The sequence below is a fragment of the Marinifilum sp. genome, from assembly GCF_965230805.1.
Lineage (GTDB): Bacteria > Bacteroidota > Bacteroidia > Bacteroidales > Marinifilaceae > Marinifilum.
Window position 1 is genome coordinate 4,178,482 of record NZ_OZ246019.1, and the last position, 20,150, is coordinate 4,198,631.

The 20,150-nt window shown below is 35.6% G+C and carries 17 protein-coding genes; 11 read left to right on the forward strand and 6 right to left on the reverse strand.

All coding sequences use genetic code 11. The annotated features are described in order from the left end of the window. Nucleotides 1-43: 43 nt before the first annotated feature. On the reverse strand, nucleotides 44-610 hold the full coding sequence (locus ACO05S_RS16240; RefSeq protein WP_421919065.1) for an anthranilate synthase component II: 567 nt from the start codon (nucleotides 608-610) through the stop codon (nucleotides 44-46). Nucleotides 611-682: 72 nt separating this feature from the next. Between ACO05S_RS16240 and ACO05S_RS16245 the strand changes: the two genes are divergently transcribed. After that, nucleotides 683-1,060 (forward strand): RidA family protein, encoded by a 378-nt coding sequence (locus tag ACO05S_RS16245; protein ID WP_421919066.1) that lies wholly within the window; start codon nucleotides 683-685, stop codon nucleotides 1,058-1,060. A 645-nt stretch (nucleotides 1,061-1,705) separates the two neighbouring features. Here the strand turns inward: ACO05S_RS16245 and ACO05S_RS16250 are convergent. Next, nucleotides 1,706-1,879: a hypothetical protein gene (locus ACO05S_RS16250; RefSeq protein WP_421919067.1), complete on the reverse strand. Its 174-nt coding sequence runs from the start codon at nucleotides 1,877-1,879 to the stop codon at nucleotides 1,706-1,708. Nucleotides 1,880-2,402: 523 nt separating this feature from the next. Here ACO05S_RS16250 and ACO05S_RS16255 point away from each other — a divergent pair. Further along, nucleotides 2,403-3,122, forward strand: a complete 720-nt coding sequence (locus ACO05S_RS16255; protein ID WP_421919068.1) for a hypothetical protein — start codon at nucleotides 2,403-2,405, stop codon at nucleotides 3,120-3,122. Between the two features lie 142 nt (nucleotides 3,123-3,264). On the opposite strand, the gene ACO05S_RS16260 is transcribed toward ACO05S_RS16255, so the two are convergent. Both ACO05S_RS16260 and ACO05S_RS16265 read right to left on the reverse strand, forming a co-directional pair. Further along, nucleotides 3,265-4,470 (reverse strand): hypothetical protein, encoded by a 1,206-nt coding sequence (locus tag ACO05S_RS16260; RefSeq protein ID WP_421919069.1) that lies wholly within the window; start codon nucleotides 4,468-4,470, stop codon nucleotides 3,265-3,267. A 53-nt stretch (nucleotides 4,471-4,523) separates the two neighbouring features. Continuing rightward, on the reverse strand, nucleotides 4,524-5,750 hold the full coding sequence (locus ACO05S_RS16265; protein ID WP_421919070.1) for a PQQ-binding-like beta-propeller repeat protein: 1,227 nt from the start codon (nucleotides 5,748-5,750) through the stop codon (nucleotides 4,524-4,526). Between the two features lie 391 nt (nucleotides 5,751-6,141). Here ACO05S_RS16265 and ACO05S_RS16270 point away from each other — a divergent pair, with 391 nt between their 5' ends. From ACO05S_RS16270 to ACO05S_RS16290, 5 genes are all read left to right on the forward strand, one after another. Continuing rightward, a complete protein-coding gene (locus ACO05S_RS16270; protein ID WP_421919071.1) occupies nucleotides 6,142-7,848 on the forward strand; it encodes a [Fe-Fe] hydrogenase large subunit C-terminal domain-containing protein in 1,707 nt (568 codons plus the stop codon). Between the two features lie 24 nt (nucleotides 7,849-7,872). Further along, on the forward strand, nucleotides 7,873-9,057 hold the full coding sequence (locus ACO05S_RS16275) for a SpoIIE family protein phosphatase (protein ID WP_421919073.1): 1,185 nt from the start codon (nucleotides 7,873-7,875) through the stop codon (nucleotides 9,055-9,057). Nucleotides 9,058-9,347: 290 nt separating this feature from the next. Beyond that, the gene (locus ACO05S_RS16280; protein WP_054720008.1) at nucleotides 9,348-9,599 is read left to right on the forward strand and encodes an NAD(P)H-dependent oxidoreductase subunit E; all 252 of its coding nucleotides are present in this window, start codon (nucleotides 9,348-9,350) and stop codon (nucleotides 9,597-9,599) included. 37 nt (nucleotides 9,600-9,636) lie between these two features. Continuing rightward, nucleotides 9,637-11,490 carry a [Fe-Fe] hydrogenase large subunit C-terminal domain-containing protein gene (locus ACO05S_RS16285; RefSeq protein WP_421919074.1) on the forward strand — a complete coding sequence of 618 codons (1,854 nt, stop codon included), beginning with the start codon at nucleotides 9,637-9,639 and terminating at the stop codon, nucleotides 11,488-11,490. Then, nucleotides 11,490-12,674, forward strand: a complete 1,185-nt coding sequence (locus ACO05S_RS16290) for a SpoIIE family protein phosphatase (protein ID WP_421919075.1) — start codon at nucleotides 11,490-11,492, stop codon at nucleotides 12,672-12,674. The genes ACO05S_RS16285 and ACO05S_RS16290 overlap by 1 nt, the downstream gene beginning before the upstream one ends. Here the strand turns inward: ACO05S_RS16290 and ACO05S_RS16295 are convergent. Further along, entirely contained in the window at nucleotides 12,671-13,051 is a 381-nt protein-coding gene (locus ACO05S_RS16295; protein ID WP_421919076.1) for a response regulator, read from the reverse strand. The two genes, ACO05S_RS16290 and ACO05S_RS16295, sit on opposite strands and share 4 nt — an antisense overlap. Before the next feature lie 225 nt (nucleotides 13,052-13,276). Here ACO05S_RS16295 and ACO05S_RS16300 point away from each other — a divergent pair, with 225 nt between their 5' ends. After that, a complete protein-coding gene (locus ACO05S_RS16300) occupies nucleotides 13,277-15,382 on the forward strand; it encodes a PKD domain-containing protein (RefSeq protein ID WP_421919077.1) in 2,106 nt (701 codons plus the stop codon). Between the two features lie 73 nt (nucleotides 15,383-15,455). Here ACO05S_RS16300 and proC read toward each other — a convergent pair whose 3' ends face one another. Then, a complete protein-coding gene (gene proC / locus ACO05S_RS16305) occupies nucleotides 15,456-16,253 on the reverse strand; it encodes a pyrroline-5-carboxylate reductase (protein WP_421919078.1) in 798 nt (265 codons plus the stop codon). A gap of 202 nt (nucleotides 16,254-16,455) precedes the next feature. Here proC and ACO05S_RS16310 point away from each other — a divergent pair, with 202 nt between their 5' ends. From ACO05S_RS16310 to ACO05S_RS16320, 3 genes are read left to right on the forward strand one after another with little or no spacing between them, the layout of a single operon-like run. Then, nucleotides 16,456-17,454 carry a LacI family DNA-binding transcriptional regulator gene (locus ACO05S_RS16310; RefSeq protein ID WP_421919079.1) on the forward strand — a complete coding sequence of 333 codons (999 nt, stop codon included), beginning with the start codon at nucleotides 16,456-16,458 and terminating at the stop codon, nucleotides 17,452-17,454. Between the two features lie 10 nt (nucleotides 17,455-17,464). Then, nucleotides 17,465-18,619, forward strand: coding sequence for an MFS transporter (locus tag ACO05S_RS16315; protein ID WP_421919080.1), 1,155 nt, complete (start codon nucleotides 17,465-17,467; stop codon nucleotides 18,617-18,619). A gap of 9 nt (nucleotides 18,620-18,628) precedes the next feature. After that, nucleotides 18,629-19,726 carry an ROK family protein gene (locus tag ACO05S_RS16320; RefSeq protein WP_421919081.1) on the forward strand — a complete coding sequence of 366 codons (1,098 nt, stop codon included), beginning with the start codon at nucleotides 18,629-18,631 and terminating at the stop codon, nucleotides 19,724-19,726. Nucleotides 19,727-20,150: the final 424 nt, after the last annotated feature.

Consider the following 20,150-nt stretch of genomic DNA (forward strand, 5'->3'; position numbering starts at 1 on the left):
AGTTCGACGTAAAATTAGAGTCGCATGTTTTGTGGCTCTTTTTTTAGGACAGAATCCAATTTTTTAAGATCAGATTTCCCTTTTCTGTCAGGATAGATTCCGGATGAAACTGAACTCCGCACAGATCCAATTCTTTGTGGCGAATCGACATGATTACATTGTTTTCGTCGGTTGAGGTAATCATTAAGCACGAAGGAAATCGCTCCTTGCAAACGGCCCAGGAATGATACCTGCCTGATTTAAAATTGCTATATATATCTTTAAACAAAATTTCAGAGGAATCATGAATGATGGTAGTCTTTGGAATTCCATGCACAATATTTGGCAAGTTATAGATTTGTGCCCCAAAATACTCAGCAATATATTGCATGCCTAAACATACACCAAGAATAGCTTTTTGTTTAGCATACTTATCAAGAATTTCTCCCATAATTTTTACTTCGGAAGGCAAACCCGGCCCGGGCGAAAAAATAATACGATCACATATTTCCAAATATTCCCAATTGATACGGTCGTTTCGCATGACAATACACTCCTTACAATATTGTTCTACAATATGCGACAGATTATATGTGAAAGAATCGTAATTATCTATTATAGCTATTCTCATTAATGCTTTTTTCTTTTAACTTTGAAGCCGCAAAATAAATGAATTTTTAACAAATACTTATTAATAACAGAAATGAAAAAGTGCATTAATTCAGAAAAAGCGCCTAAGGCAATCGGACCATATAGCCAGGCCGTAGAAGCAAACGGAACCTTGTATATTTCGGGACAGCTTCCTGTTGATGTTGCTACCGGAAAATTTGTTGATGGTGGTATTAAGGAGCAAACCGAGCAGGTAATGAAAAATATTGGTTACATCCTTGAGGAAGCTGGTTATAGCTATAAAGATGTAGTTAAATCTACTTGTTTGTTAAGCGATATTTCGAACTTTGTGGCAATGAACGAAGTTTATGCCGAATATTACAAAGAAGATTGCCCGGCACGTGCGGCATTTGCTGTTAAGGATCTTCCTTTGGGAGCTTTGGTCGAGATTGAAACCATTGCCGTAAAATAATAAATCAAGCTAATAAAATATATGAAAGGCTGTCAATTCGAAATTGGCAGCCTTTTGTTTTTTTATGGATATAAGAACTAACTGCCCTTTGATACCGGTTTTATTATCAAACCAGTATTAAGTGGTTTTATGAGTTAGGAGAGGGGTAAAGGCAAGAATTTTAAGCATAGCCTTTACTGCGCCATTATCTTTAAAAGTAGAATAAGCTCAAAAGAACAAAAGAAGGAAACCCATTTCGTGCTAGTTCTTTTAATCGTTAAGCTGATGTAACAGATCCTTCCTAAGCATCGATCGCTTAGCTTGCCATCCTTAGTGCTTGTATTTAAGCAGTATCTGGTTAAGATATCCGATTCCCTAAAAGCTTATTTATGTCAGATGCTTATTGATTTCCTTGTTTAATAACCTTATTGCTGATAAAGGCTTAAAGATCTGATGTAATTGGTAATAGACGAGCGCTTTGTAAAAGTGAAATGCCGGTGATGTGTTGTTAATCTTATCAATATAAAAACTAAGTAGCCCCAACGGAAAGCCTCAACCGAGCGGCGGAATACTGTAACCGAGCAGCGGAAAACCTTAACCGAGCAGCAGAAAATGATAACCAAGTAAACCAAAAGGATAATCGAGCAGCGGAATATCTCAAGCCTTTTACAAAGAATAATAAGCAAGCAAGAATGATTGGTATTTTTGCATACTAATATAATAACCGATTAGCGGAAGAGGACAACACAGTAGCGGACAATAATAAGCTTTAGCCGGAATACCATAATCATCAGGCGGAATACCATAACCTATCTGCGGAATACAATAGTATGTCTTCATGTACTGGTAAGCATATCATGATAAATGATAACTGGGCAACCACAAAGAAAAATACCTTAAGGGGATATCACGATAAGTCTTTAGATAAGATAAACTATTTAGCAAACAGTTTTTATAATGTAGGTGTTAATTAAAATATAATACGAAGTAAATGTAAATAAGCAACGGCAAAAGGCAATACAATAGCCCGAATCACTGAATTTGCTTTTAAAATCATGACATATATAATGTAAAATTTTTTTGGGCTGTTTTATGGCTTAACTCCTACGCCAAATCATTAATGGTAAAGTAACAAATAGGCTAATTATAATATTTAAGAATTTATATTATCCTGATGAATCTTAATAGGCTGTATTTACAGGGCTTATGCGACGAATTCCTTTAAAAACAAGATATAAAGATCTTTAATACGATAGAAAAAATGTGGGATTGTTTGAAAATAATTAAAAAATTATTTGCACATAATAACAAGAGTTCCTAATTTCATGCCATATTATTAGTATTACTTAAATAAAATTATAAAATGGCCAGCACAACAAGACTCTATAACTGTTCCGATGCAGTTTTTATTAGTTTTTCAGGTCAAATCATTAGCATACTTGACCAGGAACATTCTAAATTCGAATTATTTTCAAATCATTTTACACCCGAAACTTTACAAGCTTTAAAAGACAAGTTGGCTTCAGCTGATAAAATCCCTTCCGATAATGTTTATATCGATATTCAGGCAAAGTCTACCGAAAATATCAACAAAGCAGTAGACGATTGTGGAAAGTTATACCAACGATGCAAGTTCGATATTGAATTGGTATTTCCGAATGAAAAGAACATTTGGAATCAGTTTGGTTTTAATGATTACGAAGATGCTCGTAAATCTGCCAGAAACATGTATATGTTCTATTCTGATTTTCAATTTATGGTAAACTTGCATAAAGATGAGCTGATGAAAACAGCATGGACGGAAGAGAGGTTTACCCAGATTGAACAGCATAAAACAAATTTAAAGTCATTAATGGATGCCCAAACCAAAAGTATGGTTGAGCGTGGCAAAGCAACCGAAAAGCGTGTTGAGGCATTAAATGTATTATACGATGGTTTGGCTAAGTATGTAAAAGCAGCCAAATATATCTACGAAGACAATGAAGAAATTCTGAAGTGGTTTAAATTTCCGGTTACTTCAAACGGAAAGAAGGATGACGAAGCTGCTGACCAAGTAGCAGGCGACGAAAAAACAGATGCATAGACATTATAAAGAAGCTCTGATAGTTAGTACATAGAATCATGGTTGGTTGAGTACTAAACTAAAACCCCGAACTGGTAATTCGGGGTTTATTTTTTATTTATATGTCTGCAATGCGAGAATAGATGGGCAAATGTTCAAGCATTTATTTTTTCGAAATACCATGCTCAAGCTTTCTGGTATAAGTTAATTTAGCCTGTGGTTTCCAGGTTTTACCTTGGTCGTTCGAGATTTTATTCTCTACAATAAACTCATGCATATTGATTTTTGTGTAAGTAAACTGTCGGCAGGTTCTTGCAGGCATTTTTATATCAGAATAACTTATTTTGGTATCTTCTACAAGCAAAACATTTTCTTTTAATTCTCCCTGATACAATTCAAATGTTGAGGTAAAATCGTTGAAAGCTGCAATTCGGTATTTTTTACTGGCAGCATCATAAGTATAATTAATGCTTAAGGTGTTCGGAAAGTGATTTTCGTAACTAATATTTTCCTGCAACAGATTGGTAGAAGTAAACTTTATGCACGATTCGGTTGTGCCTCGGTCTTGGAGGTTTCCGCGGCGCCCAACAAATTCGAGCGTTACATTCCAATTTCCCTCCATATAAGCAAGTTTAGCTATTTCTTTGCGCTTAGGCATTGCAAATAAGGATGTATCAACTTTTGGATTAACTTCTATATTTTCGATCTGAGTAATGCGATCGCGCTGCCAAAATATTCGTTCAATAAAGAAAGGAATGATAAGCCCGTCAACCTCTCTAAAATCATCGTAATACATTTCGGCCGGCACCGATTGTGCAAAATCAACCCAAGGAGCTTCGCATTTGTACTCCAAATAGGTATTTGTATCCAGATACCATTTTTCAGATTTTCCATCTTCACGGGTAAGTTCAATCACAAACATCTCCAATCCATCCACATTTTCTTTGCCAAGGTATTCCACTTTATGTCCTCTTTCCTTGTAGTTTAAAAAAGGAGTAAAGAATTCGGCTTTTTGTTTAAAAACATTGGTTTCACTTGCGTTGATATTTCGGGCATAATCGATTTCTTGCCAGGGATCAATGGTCCATCCACACTTGCCATTAAAACCTTCAAAAACATGTTTTTCGCCAAGGTATAAATCTGCGTAGTATGCACCGCATTTGGTTTTGTAGCAGGTAAATTCTTTTTCAAGACTAAAAGCAGTAAACCTTCCGGATATTTTTAGTGCCTTTACCTTAGCCCATTTATCTTTGCCTCCGTGGGCTGTTATGTGCTTGCTTATAATTTCTTCCGCTGTTTGTGCCCAAACGAAGGCAGGCATCATAAACAGGGCAATCATTACAAATGCATGTACTAGTTTTAGTTTCATTTTGGGTCTGTTTTTATTGATTATATTTTTGCTTTGTCTGCTTTATATCCAAATTATTCTAATTCGTAACAGGCCATTTCAGTTAGGTTTCTTAAGTATATCTTACCATTTGCAAAGGAGGGAGCGGTCCACGATTTTCCATCTAAGGCTTGTATGCTTCCCAGTTCGGTAAAGGCATCCGAACTAGCTTTTACTTGTATTAATTTGCCTTTATCGGATAATACCAATAATTGATCCCCCAATCGAATTAAACTTCCTTTGCCAAATCCTCTCTTGGTCCATTTTTTTTCTCCTGTTTTCACAGATATGCATTGAAGTGCAGCTACATGAAAACCGTATACATGTCCATTGTAATGAAGGGACGAACTGTAGTCGTTTTTCATGCTGGTGCCTCGCAATATTTCCTTTGCTTTGTTATTGTTTATCTCAAGCACAATAAATGCAGGATTTCGAATCGCTGATATAAAGATTTTATTGCCATCAAACACAATGGGCATCCCGGTAGGATTGCTTATTGCAGAATTATAGGTCCAGATGGTATCGCCCGCAGTAGTTAAGGAGTAAATTTTTCTTCCATTCGCAAAAATAATGCTTTGCTGCTCGTTTATTTTGCCTGCAACAGGAGAGTTGTAAGTTGCCATACCATCACCTTTTTTCCATATTTCTTTACCTGATTGTTTATCAAAGGCCATAAAAGCTCTTGAGTCGGTTCCTCCCACTTCAACAATTACATTATTTCCTATTAATAAAGGCGAAGAGCAAAATCCCCACCTGGGAATCTTGCTGCCATATTCCTTCATAAAGTCGACTTGCCAAACTGTTTTCCCATTTTTCTTTGTATTGGCCGAGAGTTTGCCGTAACTACTTAAGCTGTAAACATTCTTTTCTCCAATGGCAGGAGTCGATCTGGGGCCATCACCAAAAGTATCGAAAAACATCTTGTCAACCTTTGTTCGCCAAATTTCTTTGCCGGTTTTGGCATCAAAAGCAGCAATAAATTCATCACCGGTAATGCTATCTTGCTTTTCGCTAATCATTGTGTAAATTTTATCGCCCGAAATGGTAAGTTCCGAAAATCCATCTCCTAGTTTTTTCTTCCAAATCAGTTTGGGAGATTTCTCTTTAAAACTACTTAGTTCGATATTGTCTGCCGAACCGTTTCGCTTAGATCCTCTAAATTGATTCCATTCCTGATTTTGTGTTTCCTGTGAATGCGTAGTAGTAATTGAGGCTGAAAGTAGCAATGCAAGAATGCTTAAAATGAGCTTTGTTTGTTTCATTCTTAGTTGGTGTTAATTCGTTTCTGCTTAAGCAGATATAAGTTTAAAAATCTTATTCACTTCTTCATAACTATCAAATTTTACGCCTAAGGATTGAAGTAACAAGCAATTAGAGAATTAATAATAAAAGCATCCTGAAAACGCTCTTTGAATTGTTCGATAGTGAACGCAATATGTACGTATTTGAATAAGCCTAATCTGCTTATTTAGAATGAAAACTGTTGCGAGATATGTAAATGTTAAGATGTGCTATAAACTGTGAAGTGGCTTATTTAAAAAGGATATTAATAGTTTAATTGTGTTCCCAAACAGTTGAAGTTTGACAAGATCAGTAACATAAATATTAAACTTTGCAGTCCTTGTTTAGAATGCCAATTTACTTTTAGATCTAATGGATATATTAAAACCGGTTTATACCGAACAGAACGATTGTCAAGATTGCTATAAGTGCATTCGCGAATGTACTTTAAAGGCAATTAAAGTAGTTAACAATTCAGCACAAATTCTACATAAGGATTGTATTTATTGTGGTACTTGCACACAAATATGTCCTGTAAATGCAAAAAAAGTTCGAGATGATGTCAAGCGTGTTAAGAAAATGATTTATGCTGGCAAAAAGCTTATTGTATCGCTTGCTCCTTCTTATGTAACCGAGTTTCCTAATTTAAAAGATGAGCAGCTGATTACTGCATTAAAAGAGCTTGGATTTGCTGAGGTTTCAGAAACAGCACTGGGTGCTCAGGAAGTTTCAAAGCACGTAGCCAATTATGTAGATCATGGCAGTAATGGTGTGTATATTTCATCGGCATGCCCTTCGGTAGTGGAAATGATTTGCAAGCACTTTCCTGATTTTACGGATAATATTACACCATTTTTGTCTCCATTGTTAACTCATGCTAAGTATCTTAAAGAAAACTATCCAGATGCAAGTATAGTTTTTATTGGTCCATGTATAGCCAAAAAAGCAGAAAGCGATGAGTTTCCGGATTTGCTGAATGCGTCATTAAGCTTTACCGATTTAAAGAATTGGTTTGAGGAGGAAAATCTTGATCCATATTTATTCCCCGAAGATGAAGAAGCAAACAGTTTTATCCCGGGTAAGGCCGGAAAAGGGATCCTCTATCCAATTGATGGGGGAATGATAATGGGAATGAAGAACAATGTAAGCGCAACTGATGCGGTATATATGACTTTTTCAGGCATAAGAAATATTCAAAATGTACTTGGCGATTTGAATAAATATCGCAAGAACAATAAGTTGTTTTTGGAATTATTGGCATGCGAAGGGGGGTGTGTAAATGGTCCTGGTGCCGAAAAGGAATATTCAACTGCCATTAAAAGATTAGAGGTAATTGATAAGCTGGATCAGGAAGAGCCTGTTGTTTTAAATACAAACTTTTCTATCCAACGAAATTTTGATTCCATTACTCCAATTCCAAGACACGAGCATTCGGAAAATAGCATTAAAGAAGCCTTAACCATGATTGACAAATACTCAAACAAAGATGAGATCAATTGTGGTGGTTGTGGATACAACTCATGCAGGGAATTTGCAGAAGCTTATCTTGATGATAAATCAGAACCAAATATGTGCGCATCATATATGAGAAAAATCGCACAGGATAAATCATCAGCTTTGCTTCGAAAAATTCCATCGGGTGTGGTAATTGTAAATAACGAACTCAAAATAATTGAGGCAAACCAAAGTTTTGCAGGAATTCTAGGGCAAGAGATGGAAGAAGTATATCAAAATATTCCAGGCTTAGTTGATGCTGATTTGAAAAAAATAATACCATTTCATAAGCTGTTTTCTTCCGCTTTAACCACTGGCGTTGATAATCTGGAAAGGGACATTAAGTATGGAAACAAGATGTTGCATGTGAGTATTTTTAGTATCCAGAAAAATAAAGTGATTGGAGCAATTTTAAGAGACATGTCGCAACCTTACATTCAAAGAGAAGAAGTTGTGAACAGAGCCAAAACAGTAAACAGAAAAAACCTGGAGACAGTTCAGAAGATTGCATACTTGTTGGGCGAGAATGCCTCGGAGACTGAGGAGATGCTGAATTCGATTGTAGAATTTTATACTTCGGTATAAGTAAAGAGCAAAAGTTAGATCGTTATGCATGATGATTTTTATATAGAGGTGGAGTGTCAGCAAATAAATCAATTGGGGCAATCGATATGTGGCGATGTTTTTATGTCGCGAAAGTTAAAGGATGAGGGCAGAACAATTCTCGTTCTCTCCGATGGGTTGGGCAGTGGTGTAAAGGCTAATGTATTGGCTACTTTAACATCTTCAATGATTTTGAATTATATGAAGGTGAATAAGGACATCAGAAAAGCAGCTGAGGTAATCATGAAAACTTTACCTGTTTGCAGTAAACGAAAAGCAGGATATTCTACATTTACCATTGTTGAAGTAGAATGTGATGGAGAAACTCGCATTATTTGCTACGATAATCCCGATTGTTTAATTCTTAGAGGTTTGGAGTTATTTAAACCCGAATATCAAGAGTTACATCCCGAAGGAGATGCAAATAAGGACAAAATCCTATATTCTTATCAATTTAAAGCACATAAAGAGGATCGAATTATTTTCTGTTCTGATGGAGTTACAAATTCGGGCATGGGAACAAATCGTTTGCCCTTTGGTTGGGGGATGGATAATGTATACCAATTTGCGAAAAGGCTTATCAGAAAACAACCATATATTTCAGCTCGTCGTTTGGGAAATGAAATAGTGGAAAGAGCATGTGCCAACAATAGCAATCAACCTAAGGATGATATTTCGTGCGCAGTGCTCTATTGCCGCGAACCCCGAAATTTAATGATCTGTACAGGTCCTCCTTACGAAAAATCTAAAGATGCAAAGCTGGTAAAACAATTGCGTGAGTTCGAAGGAACAAAGATTGTGTGTGGCGGAACAACGGCAGGTATAGTCTCGCGAGAACTGCAAGAATCGATTGTGCTCGATTTAAATGTGTATGACAGCGAAATACCACCAGTCTCTTATATTAATGGTATTGATTTGGTAACCGAAGGTATTTTAACCTTAGGTAAGGTTCATAGGATACTAAATGCCTTTAATCAAAATACAGTACTTTGTAATGGTCCGGCGGATAGAATTATTAAGTTATTGCTGGAAAGCGATAAAATATTTATTATTAATGGCACGAAAATAAATGTAGCACATCAAGATCCTAAGCTTCCCGTTGAATTAGAAATTAGAAGAACTATTGTTAAGAATATAGTTGCTCTGCTTGAGGAAAAGTTTTTAAAAGAAGTAGATCTTAGTTATATTTAACCTGAGTTCGACCTAAAATTCCTTTACAGTGTGATCTGTTTGTAGTAGAAATTTTCGAAGGAAAAGTGGGATGTTTCAAGAAGATTAAATGACGTTGATACCAATGGGAGATAGACCCATGATGGAAAGTTCTCTTGATGCAAACGTCAAATTAAAAATTATTTAAGATAGCTGGCTATTTTTACAGAATTTTTAATGTAAATCTATCTCAATTCTAAGTTTTCGGGGATGGATTTTTAGGTCGAGTTAAGCTTATTTAAACCATACAAAACACTAAATCAATAAACTAAATGGCTGAAAAAATCGAAATCACAATCTGCTTGGGGAGTTCCTGCTTTTCTAGGGGAAATGGTAAAGCTCTGAAAGCAATTAATACTTATTTGGAGGAAAACAAACTAAAAGATAAGGTATTCTTTCATGGGGAGCTTTGTACGGGCAATTGTGCCAAAGGACCTATTCTTAAAATTGACGATGAGTTATATGAAGAAATAGATCCCGAAGGTGTAATTGAAATACTGAATGGGGTTTTTGGCCTTGTTTAGTTTAATGTTTAGTTTCCAACCCTAAAATACCTGTAGTATGTCTTTAATCCTAACCAATAAGGATAAATGCAATTTAAGTTATACTTGTATTCGTGTTTGTCCTGCAAAAGCAATAAAAATTGAAAATGACCATGCTCATATAATCAAAAACAGATGTATAGGCTGCGGTAATTGTGTAAGCGTTTGTGCTCAGGATGCAATCGAATATAAAAATTCTGAGGATCAGGTAAAAATGATGCTAAATGGCAATGATCCGGTGGTAGCCATATGTGATCCAAGTATCTCCGGTGAGTTTGATGATATTCTTGATTATAGAAATTTTGTAGGAATGATACGGGCACTAGGATTTGATTATGTTGTTGAAGCTGCCTTTGGGGCAGATTTGGTAGCCTATAAGTACAAAAATCTATTCGATAATTTTCATGGCAAGTACTACATTTCAACAAAGTGCCCTGCTTTGGTGAATCAGGTAGAGAACTTTCATCCGGATTTGGTAGAAAATCTTGCGCCTATTGTACCACCTGGGGTGGCAATGGCCAAAGTTGTTCGTAAAAAGTATGGCGAAAATGTAAAAATTGTTTCCTTATCTCCGTGTGTTGCCAGCAAGAATGATGTGAAGGCCTTTAATGGTTCTGATGGTGATATTCATGCTGTTCTCAGTTTTGTTGAACTTCGAAAGCTGTTCGAAGAATACAAGATAACAGAGAATTCTGTTGAATTCTCGGAGTTTGATCCTCCGTTTGCACGTTTGGGTGGTTTGTTCCCGATCAGCCATGGTTTGTTTCAGGCTGCTGAAATAGATGTTAGTATGTTGAATGGAGGAATCATCAGTACTGAGGGGCGAAATAATTTTCTGCGTTCTATCAATGAGTTTAAAACTCAGCATAATCTAAACCAACACTTGGACTTGTTTTATTGTGAAGGATGTATTATGGGACCGGGTACGTCATCAGGTGGTCGAAAATTTTCAAGAAGATCGCAAGTAATACGTTACGTGAGAAAGAGGCTTAAAACTTTTGATGAAAAAGAATGGCAGAATGAAATTGCTGAGTATAGCGATTTGGATTTAAATCGTGGCTTTAAATCGAGAGGACAGAGCTTGCCAATTCCATCAGAAGAAGAAGTACATGCAGTACTTATTGAAATGGGCAAGGGAAAAATAGAGGATCAGTTGGGTTGTGGATCTTGTGGATATGAGTCGTGCAGAGAGTTTGCCATTGCAAAGTGTCAGGGTTTGGCGAATTACGAAATGTGTTCTTCCTATACCATTAAGAATATGAACTCTGTAATTAGAGAATTAAACTTCGCTAACGATAAATTATCAAAAACAAAAACCGCCTTAAAAAAATCAGAACGAATTGCTAATGAGGAACGAATTGTGGCACAAGAGGCATCGGAAACAGTATCAGCAATGTTACAGAAATTACCCTCAGGAGTAGTGATTGTTGATGAGAATTTAAAGGTAATAGAGTCAAATAAGAGCTTTGTAGCTTTATTAGGAGAAGAAGCCAGATTGCTGAGTGAAATAATTCCGGGTTTGGTTGATGCTGATTTAACAAAGTTGATACCTTTCCACAAATTATTTTCAACTGTTATCCTAAATGGTGAAGATATTTTAAATAGAGATGTTCATTATGGAAATTCGCTGTTTAATGTGTCAGTGTTTACCATTAAGAAGAACAAGATTGTAGGTGGTATCATTCGCGATTTATATGCACCAGAGGTTAGAAAAGAAGAGGTGATTGGCAGAGCAAGAGCAGTAATCAAAGAAAATCTTCAAACCGTTCAACAAATTGCATTCTTGTTGGGAGAAAGCGCTTCAAAGACAGAAAAGTTACTTAATTCAATTATTAAATCTCACACTCCGGGTGATGAAGAAAAAACTGAATAATGGAAGATAAATTTCACATTGATATTGATTGTCAGCAGTTGTTTCATCATGGCGATATGATTTGTGGTGATGTTTTTCTATCAACTAGGATTAAAGAAGAAAATAGAACGATTGCAGTTTTGAGCGATGGAATGGGAAGTGGTGTTAAAGCAAATGTTTTGGCTACGCTCACTGCCTCCATGGCTATGAACTTTACCATTGAGCACAAGGATGTTATTTCCATTGCTGAAATCATAATGAATACTTTACCTGTTTGTAGTGTAAGAAAAGTTAGTTATTCTACTTTTACAATTATTGATATAGAATACGATGGAACAACAAGAATTATTGAATTTGATAATCCATGTTGTGTTGTTATGCGAGGGGCAGAGATATACGATCCGGGATGGAGAATCATTACCTTGGATAGTGAAGAAAACCAAGGGAAAGAGTTAAGAACCTGCTCGTTTACGGCACGAAAAGAGGATAGAATCTTGTTTTGGTCGGATGGAATTATGCAGTCGGGAATGGGAAGTAGAGAATTGCCTTTTGGTTGGGGGCACGAAAACGCTATGGATTTCGTAAAGAATATTGTTCGATCAACACCTTATATATCAGCAAGAAATTTGGGTTTGCAGTTGGTGAAAAAAGCTTCAAGAAACGATAGCGATGAACCTAAGGATGATACAAGCGCTGGTGTGATTTATTACAGAGAACCAAGAAAGCTGCTAATTTGTACAGGCCCTCCGTTCGAAAAAGATAAGGATTCTGAATACGCAATGCGAGTGTATCACTTTAAGGGGAAGAAGATTATTTGTGGTGGAACAACCGCAGAAATTCTTGCTCGTGAATTAAATTTGAAATTTGCGGCAGGAATGAAAATTACCGACCCAGAATTACCTCCGGCATCCTATATGGAAGGTATCAACTTGGTAACCGAAGGGATTTTAACAATTGGAAAGGTTGCAAGGATTTTGGATGAGTATACAATTGATTATGATCTTGGTGACGGCCCTGCGGATCAAATTGTTCATTATCTTCTGCAAAGTGATAAAATCTCGATTATCTCGGGTACTCGAATCAATTTTGCTCATCAGGATCCAAGCTTACCCGTTGAGCTTGAAATTAGAAGGACAGTGGTAAAAAAGATTGTTAGCCTGTTGGAAGAAAAGTTCCTTAAGGATGTTAGCTTAACGTTTATTTAAAGATACTTGTTAATTAATTTCAACAATTTTTTACTTGAAATGGGTTTAGAAATGTAATCGTCGCAACCAGCGGCGATACTTTTTCCTCTATCTTCAGCCATAGCGTATGCAGTTTGAGAAATAACCGGGATTTTAGAATTCATTTTCTTTATGGCTCTGGTTGCATCAAAACCATTCAACAATGGCATTTGTATATCCATAAGAATTAAATCTATGTTATTTTGAGTGAAAATATCAATTGCATTTTGTCCATTGGTTGCCCAAATAATATGCGCACCTGTGCTTGCAAGAACCTCTTCTAAAAAAAGGTAGTTCGATTCAACATCTTCTGCAATTAAAATTGTTTTATCAGACCAATTAAATGCCTCAGTATTCATTGGATGTAAATTAAAAAAATTAAAAAGTACGGCAAATTTAGTTAAATTTTTTGGAATATATGTTGAGTTTAAAATACAAATTGATATCATAAGTTGAATAACCAATAATTTAAATGAGTCGATGGAATTAAATAGTAATGACTCTATTTAGGGTAACCGATTCGTATTGCGGATTGACTTTATCAGCATTATTGCTATTTTAGTGCATCTTTTGAAAATAATCTCATGGTTTTTAAATTATTAAGAGTAGGACTCATTGCAAATCTTTTAATTCTCTCAGGCATTGTTAATGGGCAAATTTCGTATGGAGGAGAACCATTGTTTAAGAATGGAGGTGCCAAAACTAAAATACGTTCAGTGGTACTTCCAAAATTTAATCAGCTAACCAGAACTAAAATCAGCGATGAAAATTTAATAGGGGTAAAATTAAAACTTGCAAGTTATGCACAAGAATTTAAAGTGAACTATTGCATAGATGAGAATTGTAGTTGGGAAAAACTAGAAGACGGAAGAAGAGTATGTAGATTTTCAATTAAGTCGGAAGGTGCATATTCATTAGGATTGATATTCTCGGAATTTGAACTGCCGGTAGGATCTCAATTGTTTGTGTATAATGATTACGCTGATAGGATTTTGGGTTCGTATACGCATCTTAATAATAAACGATCAGGTAATTTCTCTATTGAACAACTTGAAGGGGATGAGCTGATTCTTGAATACATTGAACCTAAAGATGTCAGCTCTTCTGTTAAATTGGTTATAAAATCGGTGATACACGATTATAAGAATATTTTTAATTCGCTTAAGGGCGGTAAAAATTCGACAAAAGAATTAGGAGACTCTGGATCATGTAATGTTGATATTAACTGTTTAGAAGGTGATGATTGGCAACTTGAAAAAAGAGCTGTTTGTCATCTCTCTTATGTGGTAAATGGAACCGGATATATTGGTACAGGAGTATTGATCAATAATTCAAAACAGGATGGAAGGCCATATTTATTAACTGCTTATCATGTAATTCACGAGCAGGAAGTAGCGGATAATGCGATTTTTTATTTTAATTACGAGAATTCAGGATGTAGTTTTGATGATGGTGAGCGCTCGCAATCTATTTCTGGTTCAAGCTTGCGAGCTGCAACATCTCATTTAGACTTTAGCTTGCTCGAACTTTCAGTTGTTCCTCCTGCATCGTATAGGCCTTACTATGCTGGATGGGATAGGTCTGGACGTATTCCTGCCAATACCACTTCCATTCATCATCCTAGTGGTGATGCAAAGAAGATATCGCTAGATACAGATTCACCTGTAACAGCTACTTATTCGGATGGACGCTATACATTTGATGACAATACCAGTTGGCAGATTTTAGATTGGGAGGTAGGAACAACAGAAGGAGGTTCTTCTGGTTCTCCGCTATTTGATGAGAATCATCGTATTATTGGAGATTTGACAGGAGGCAATGCAAGTTGTGGTAACTCAGTGAATGATTATTACGCAAAATTTTCTGAGAGTTGGGATAATTATCCAAATAACAGTGAGCAATTGAAATATTGGTTAGACCCGTTAGATTTGGGAGTGGAAACCTTGGATGGATTCGATCCATATGGTGGATTATTGGCCAATTTTACATTGTCTTTAGATACAATTTGTAATTCTTCTTCAGTTTCGGTGATTGATTTTTCGAGTGGATCACCAGATTCTTATTTATGGGATTTTGGAGAAGGTGCTGTTCCTCAAACTGCTAATATTAGTGGATCTCACACAGTGTACTATAACACAAGCGGGCTAAAGCAGATTAAGCTGATTGTTGATAAAAATGGAGTGAAAGATAGTATAGTAAAAAACCTGATCGTACAAGATTTGCCTGTAGCAGATTTCGATTATCAATTGGAATTGTTAACTGCAACCATGCTTAATCTAACTATTGATGGTTCACATTATTCTTGGAGCTTTGGAGATGGCGAATCATCAACAGAAATCAATCCTACACACCATTACTCAAGTTCCGGGAACTATAAAGTTAATTTGACGGTGGAAAATGTTTGTGGAACTGTTGAATTGGATAAAGAAATTAAAACCTCTTATAACGATCAGCTGAAGATTTATCCAAACCCATCTTCTGGCAAATATATTATAGATTTAAGACGGATAATCTATGATAGAATAATTTGGAGTGTGTTTTCGAGCAAGGGAGCTCAGGTTAAGAATGGTGTTATTTCTTCTTCAAGTATTTTAGAGTTTGACTTAACAGGTCTTTCAACAGGGATTTATATTCTAAAGGTGAATATTGATGGAGAGATTTTAAAACGAAAGCTACTCTTGGTAAAATAGAAAGGGCTGTCCAAAAATCGGATGCATTGTACTCTTGCCAATAAACCGACCTTTTGGACAAACAAAATACCATCTACTTTTCAATTTTTTCAAATGAAGTTACGATTCCTTTAATCAGAGAGGAAGAAAAACCTTGGTGCTCCATTTCGTTAAGTCCAACTATAGTACATCCTTTTGGTGTAGTTACTTTATCAATTTCTGATTCGGGATGATTGCTGTTTTTTTGTAACATTTCCGCTGCTCCTTTCACTGTTTGCGATACAATTTGATTTGCTGTATTGGCATCAAATCCTATCTGAATACCACCTTGTATCATAGCACGGATAAATCGAAATACATAAGCAATTCCGCATGCTCCTAGAATTGTGGCTGCTTCCATTAATTCTTCATTAATCATCAGACTTTCGCCTACTGCATCGAAAATATATTTAATTTTTTCGCTTTGTTCACCATTGGTATTTTTTCCGCATATACAAGTAACCGATTCTCCAATATTTGCTGCAATATTTGGCATAGCGCGAAAAACAGGAACTTTATGATCTAACATTTCATATATTTCGGTTGTACCCAAACCTGTAGCTAAAGAAACAAGAATATGCTGACCTTCTTTAATTTCTGGTTTTATTTCTCTAATTATTTTCCCAACATTATAAGGCTTCACAGCAAGTAATATAATATTTGAATTGCGCACTGCATACAGGTTGTCGGAAGTAATTTCGGCACCTAAAGTTTTTACGTCTTCAATAACATGAAGCTTTCGTCTGGTAGCAATTAGGTTTAAAGGATTAAAATTCTTGTGCTCTAGCAGTCCTTTAGCTATAGATTTACCCAGGTTGCCACATCCAATGATACTAATTTTTTCGTTCATCATTTTCCAATATAATTAGGTGTATGGTGCGAGTATACTTCTATTTTGAATACAAAAATACAATTTATTTGTCAAGTTATTTCTTAGAATAATTGTGGTAATTATAAAAAATTAACGATGATTTAAATTTTTTTTTATTCTTTTAAAAAAAATCATACTTTTGATAAATCGTTTTAGTAAACCGTTTTAGTTGTAACGAAAACCTTTGAAAAAGAAATCTATTAAAGATATTGCGCAAGAACTGGGATTATCCAAAACTACAGTTTCGTTTGTTTTGAATAATAAAGGTGATGAAAAAAAAATCAGCAAAAAAACACAGGAAAGAATTCTTGATTATGTCCGTGAGGTTAATTATCAGCCAAATCAAATTGCGAAGAGCTTAAAAAAAGGTACTACTAATACAATTGGATATTTGGTTCCTGATATTTCAAATCCATTTTATGCAAAGGTAGGTCGTTTAATTGAAGATTTATTGGCAGATAAAGGATATCATCTTATAATAGGAAGTACTGATGAGAAGCAAGAAAAGGAAGAGGCGCTGTTAAATATGTTTGAGAATAGACAGGTAGATGGTTTGATTCTAGCTTCCTCATTTGAAAATCTTAGTAGGCTTGAAATATTATCGGCGCAGGGATTTCCAATGGTGTTTTTTGATCGAGAGCATCCCGACTTTACCGGGAACTACATTTTGGTTGAGAATAAAAAGGCGATGAAGAAAGCCGTAAATCATGCAATAAAAAAAGGCGCTGGAAAAATTGGACTTTTATCGATTACACCAAACATCTATTCATTAAATTTGAGAATTGAAGGTTACAAAGAGTCTTTGGAAGAGAATAATTTAAATCGAGATGACAATCTGATTAGAATTGTTGATAATGCTAGGATAAAAGAGAGTACGCAAGAGCAGTTGACTTACTTAATGGAAAATGATGTTGATACAGTTGTGTTCACAAATAACCAGCTTGCTGCATTTGCAGTCTGGGCTATGAATATAGATCATAAAGATAAAATTCAATCAGTCAAGTTTGTAAGCTTTGATAATTTAGAATTATTTGATTATTCTAATCCAAAAGTAAACTCAATAGCTCAACCTATTGATTGGATTGCTAAATATGCTGTTGATATTTTGAATGATGTGATGCAATCGAGTGAAAGAGTGAGCAAAAGAATTATATTAGAACCAAAATTAATAGAACGATTATAATATACTATTTATGAAAAACAATTTATTAAAATCAGGACCAATATTTCTAGCATTTTTATGCATGGGTTTTGGAGATGTTGTTGGACCACTTACCAGCCAATTGCAGGCTGATTACGAACTGTCAAATTTTATGGCCGGATTGGTCACATTTATGGGATTTATCATGTTTGGTTTACTATCTGTGCCTATGGCTTTGTTTCAAGATAGAAAAGGTAGAAAGTTTGTATTGCTAATAGGAATGGTTATTGCTTTAATAGGTTTGGTTTTGCCTATTCTAGGTAATTTTTCTTCCTTTGGTTTGCTACTAGGGGCTTTACTTCTGTTGGGAACGGGAGCTACATTATTGCAGGTTGCAGGTAATCCTATTATGCGTGATGTATCTCCTGAAGGAAAATACTCAAGAAATTTATCTTTTGGACAGTTTTTTAAAGCTATTGGATCATTATCCGGGGCATTAATTCCATTATTGGCAGCCAAATATTGGGGGTTGGATTGGAAAATTTTGTTCCCTATTTATTCGATAGTTTTATTAATTGCAGTAATTTATTTATATGTGGTTAAAATCGACGAACAGAAAGATGATTCAGCGAGCCCGGCATCATTTGGTTCAGTTTTGGCATTACTAAAAAATCCATATGTCTTTTTTATGGTTTTGGCAATTTTCCTTTATGTTGGTGCGGAAGTAAGTATGAGTGCAAAGTTGCCTAACTATTTGGCTCATAAATTTAATTTTGACATAAAAGAATTAGGACTGTGGGGAACCCTATTTTTCTTTCTTGCTTTGATGACTGGTAGATTTTTGGGAGGTGTAATTTTAAATTGGATGTCACCTAAAAGATTTTTAAAAGTAACTACTCTGATTGCAATATTAGGTATTTTAGGATTATATTTGGCTCCGAGTGCTGTTTTTGGTTTTGTCTCAATTTTTCTAATAGGCTTAGGATTTGCCAATATTTTTCCATTGGTATTTTCGATTACAATTGATGCTATGCCTGAGCGAAGTAACGAAATATCAGGATTAATGGTAACTGCAATTATTGGTGGAGCTTTTGTACCATTAATTTTTGGAGCTATTGCCGATATCTTTTCACTAATGGCGGGTTTTGCAGTTACTTTGGTGTGTATCGGATATATTTTCGGGTTGTCATTTTATAAAAGAAAGTAATAAATAAACATGAATATTTGGAAAGACGAAAGAGTAGTATTGACACTTGATGCGGGAGGAACAAATTTTGTTTTCTCAGCAATAAAAAGTGGAGAAGAGGTTGTTGAACCAATTAGAAAACCTTCCAACGGTAACCAGCTTGATTTGTGTTTACAAACTATAGTTGATGGGTTTCAAGAGGTGTTAAACAAATTGGAGGAAAGTCCTGTTGCAATTAGTTTTGCTTTTCCAGGTCCTGCCGATTATAAAAATGGGATAATAGGTGACTTATCAAACTTACCATGTTTTAGAGGTGGTATTGCTTTAGGACCAATGCTAGAGGCAAGATTCAACATCCCTGTTTTTATTAACAACGATGGAGATTTGTTTACTTACGGAGAAGCTTTGGGAGGTGTATTGCCAGAGATAAATAATAAACTGGTTAAAGCAGGAAGTCCAAAACGATATAAAAACTTAATGGGACTTACTTTAGGCACTGGTTATGGCGGTGGCTTGGTGCACAATGATGAATTATTAATAGGCGATAATTCAATTGCTACAGAGGTTTGGTTAACAACAAGTCGTACTTTCCCTGAGAGATTTGCTGAGGAAGGAATTAGTACACGAGCTATTCAACGGGAATTTCTTTCGAGGGCAAAAGGAGATTATGGCAATGATTTAATGCCGAAAGATGTTTATGAGGTTGCAACGGATTCTAATCATCCTGATAAAGAAGCAGCTATAGAATCGTTTAGAATTTTTGGTAAATGCTTAGGCGATAGTTTGGCTAATTTGTTAACAATTACCGATGGTGTTGCTGTAATCGGTGGTGGATTGACCGGTGCACATGAATTGTATATGCCAGCTGCTTTTGAAGAAATGAATGGCAGATGCTACGCAGCAGATGGTGAGTCTATACCTCGATTGGTTCAAAAAGTTTATAATATTGATAATGAAGATGAGTTTGCAGATTTTGCATCAGATCATTCCATAGATGTTAAGATACCTGGAAGCGAGAAGACAATAAAATATGATCCAAACCCAAGGTTGGCTGTTTGCGCAAGTAAACTAGGAGCAAGCAAAGCTATTGGAATTGGAGCTTATGCTTTTGCATTAAAAAAATTGTAGTAGTAGTGTGTTATCCGGATTGAGAAGCTTAAGCAACTCTTTCCGGATTTTTTAAAAATAATTTAGAGTTGAAATTGCTTGGTACAACTCAGTTTGTATACAAAGCTAGAGTCATATAAAAACTGCAACCTAAGGGAGTTAATGTTGATAAAAAAGCCAAGAGGTTTTTATATAGCTGTTTACTCAAGCATCCCATGCACATATCGCACTAGAATCTACAAGATACCACCACTGGTGTACCTATTAGAGACTACCACAGTGTAGGTGAATTGCTGATGTAGAAATTTACGTTTGACTAAACTGAGTTCGACTAAAATTATTTTTATAGTTTGCACTGATTTTGAGTAGAAATTCTGACAAATTACCGAAGAAATATCGGGATAGTTCGAGGGGGATTAGAGGAAGTTTATGCCAGAAGCTGTTA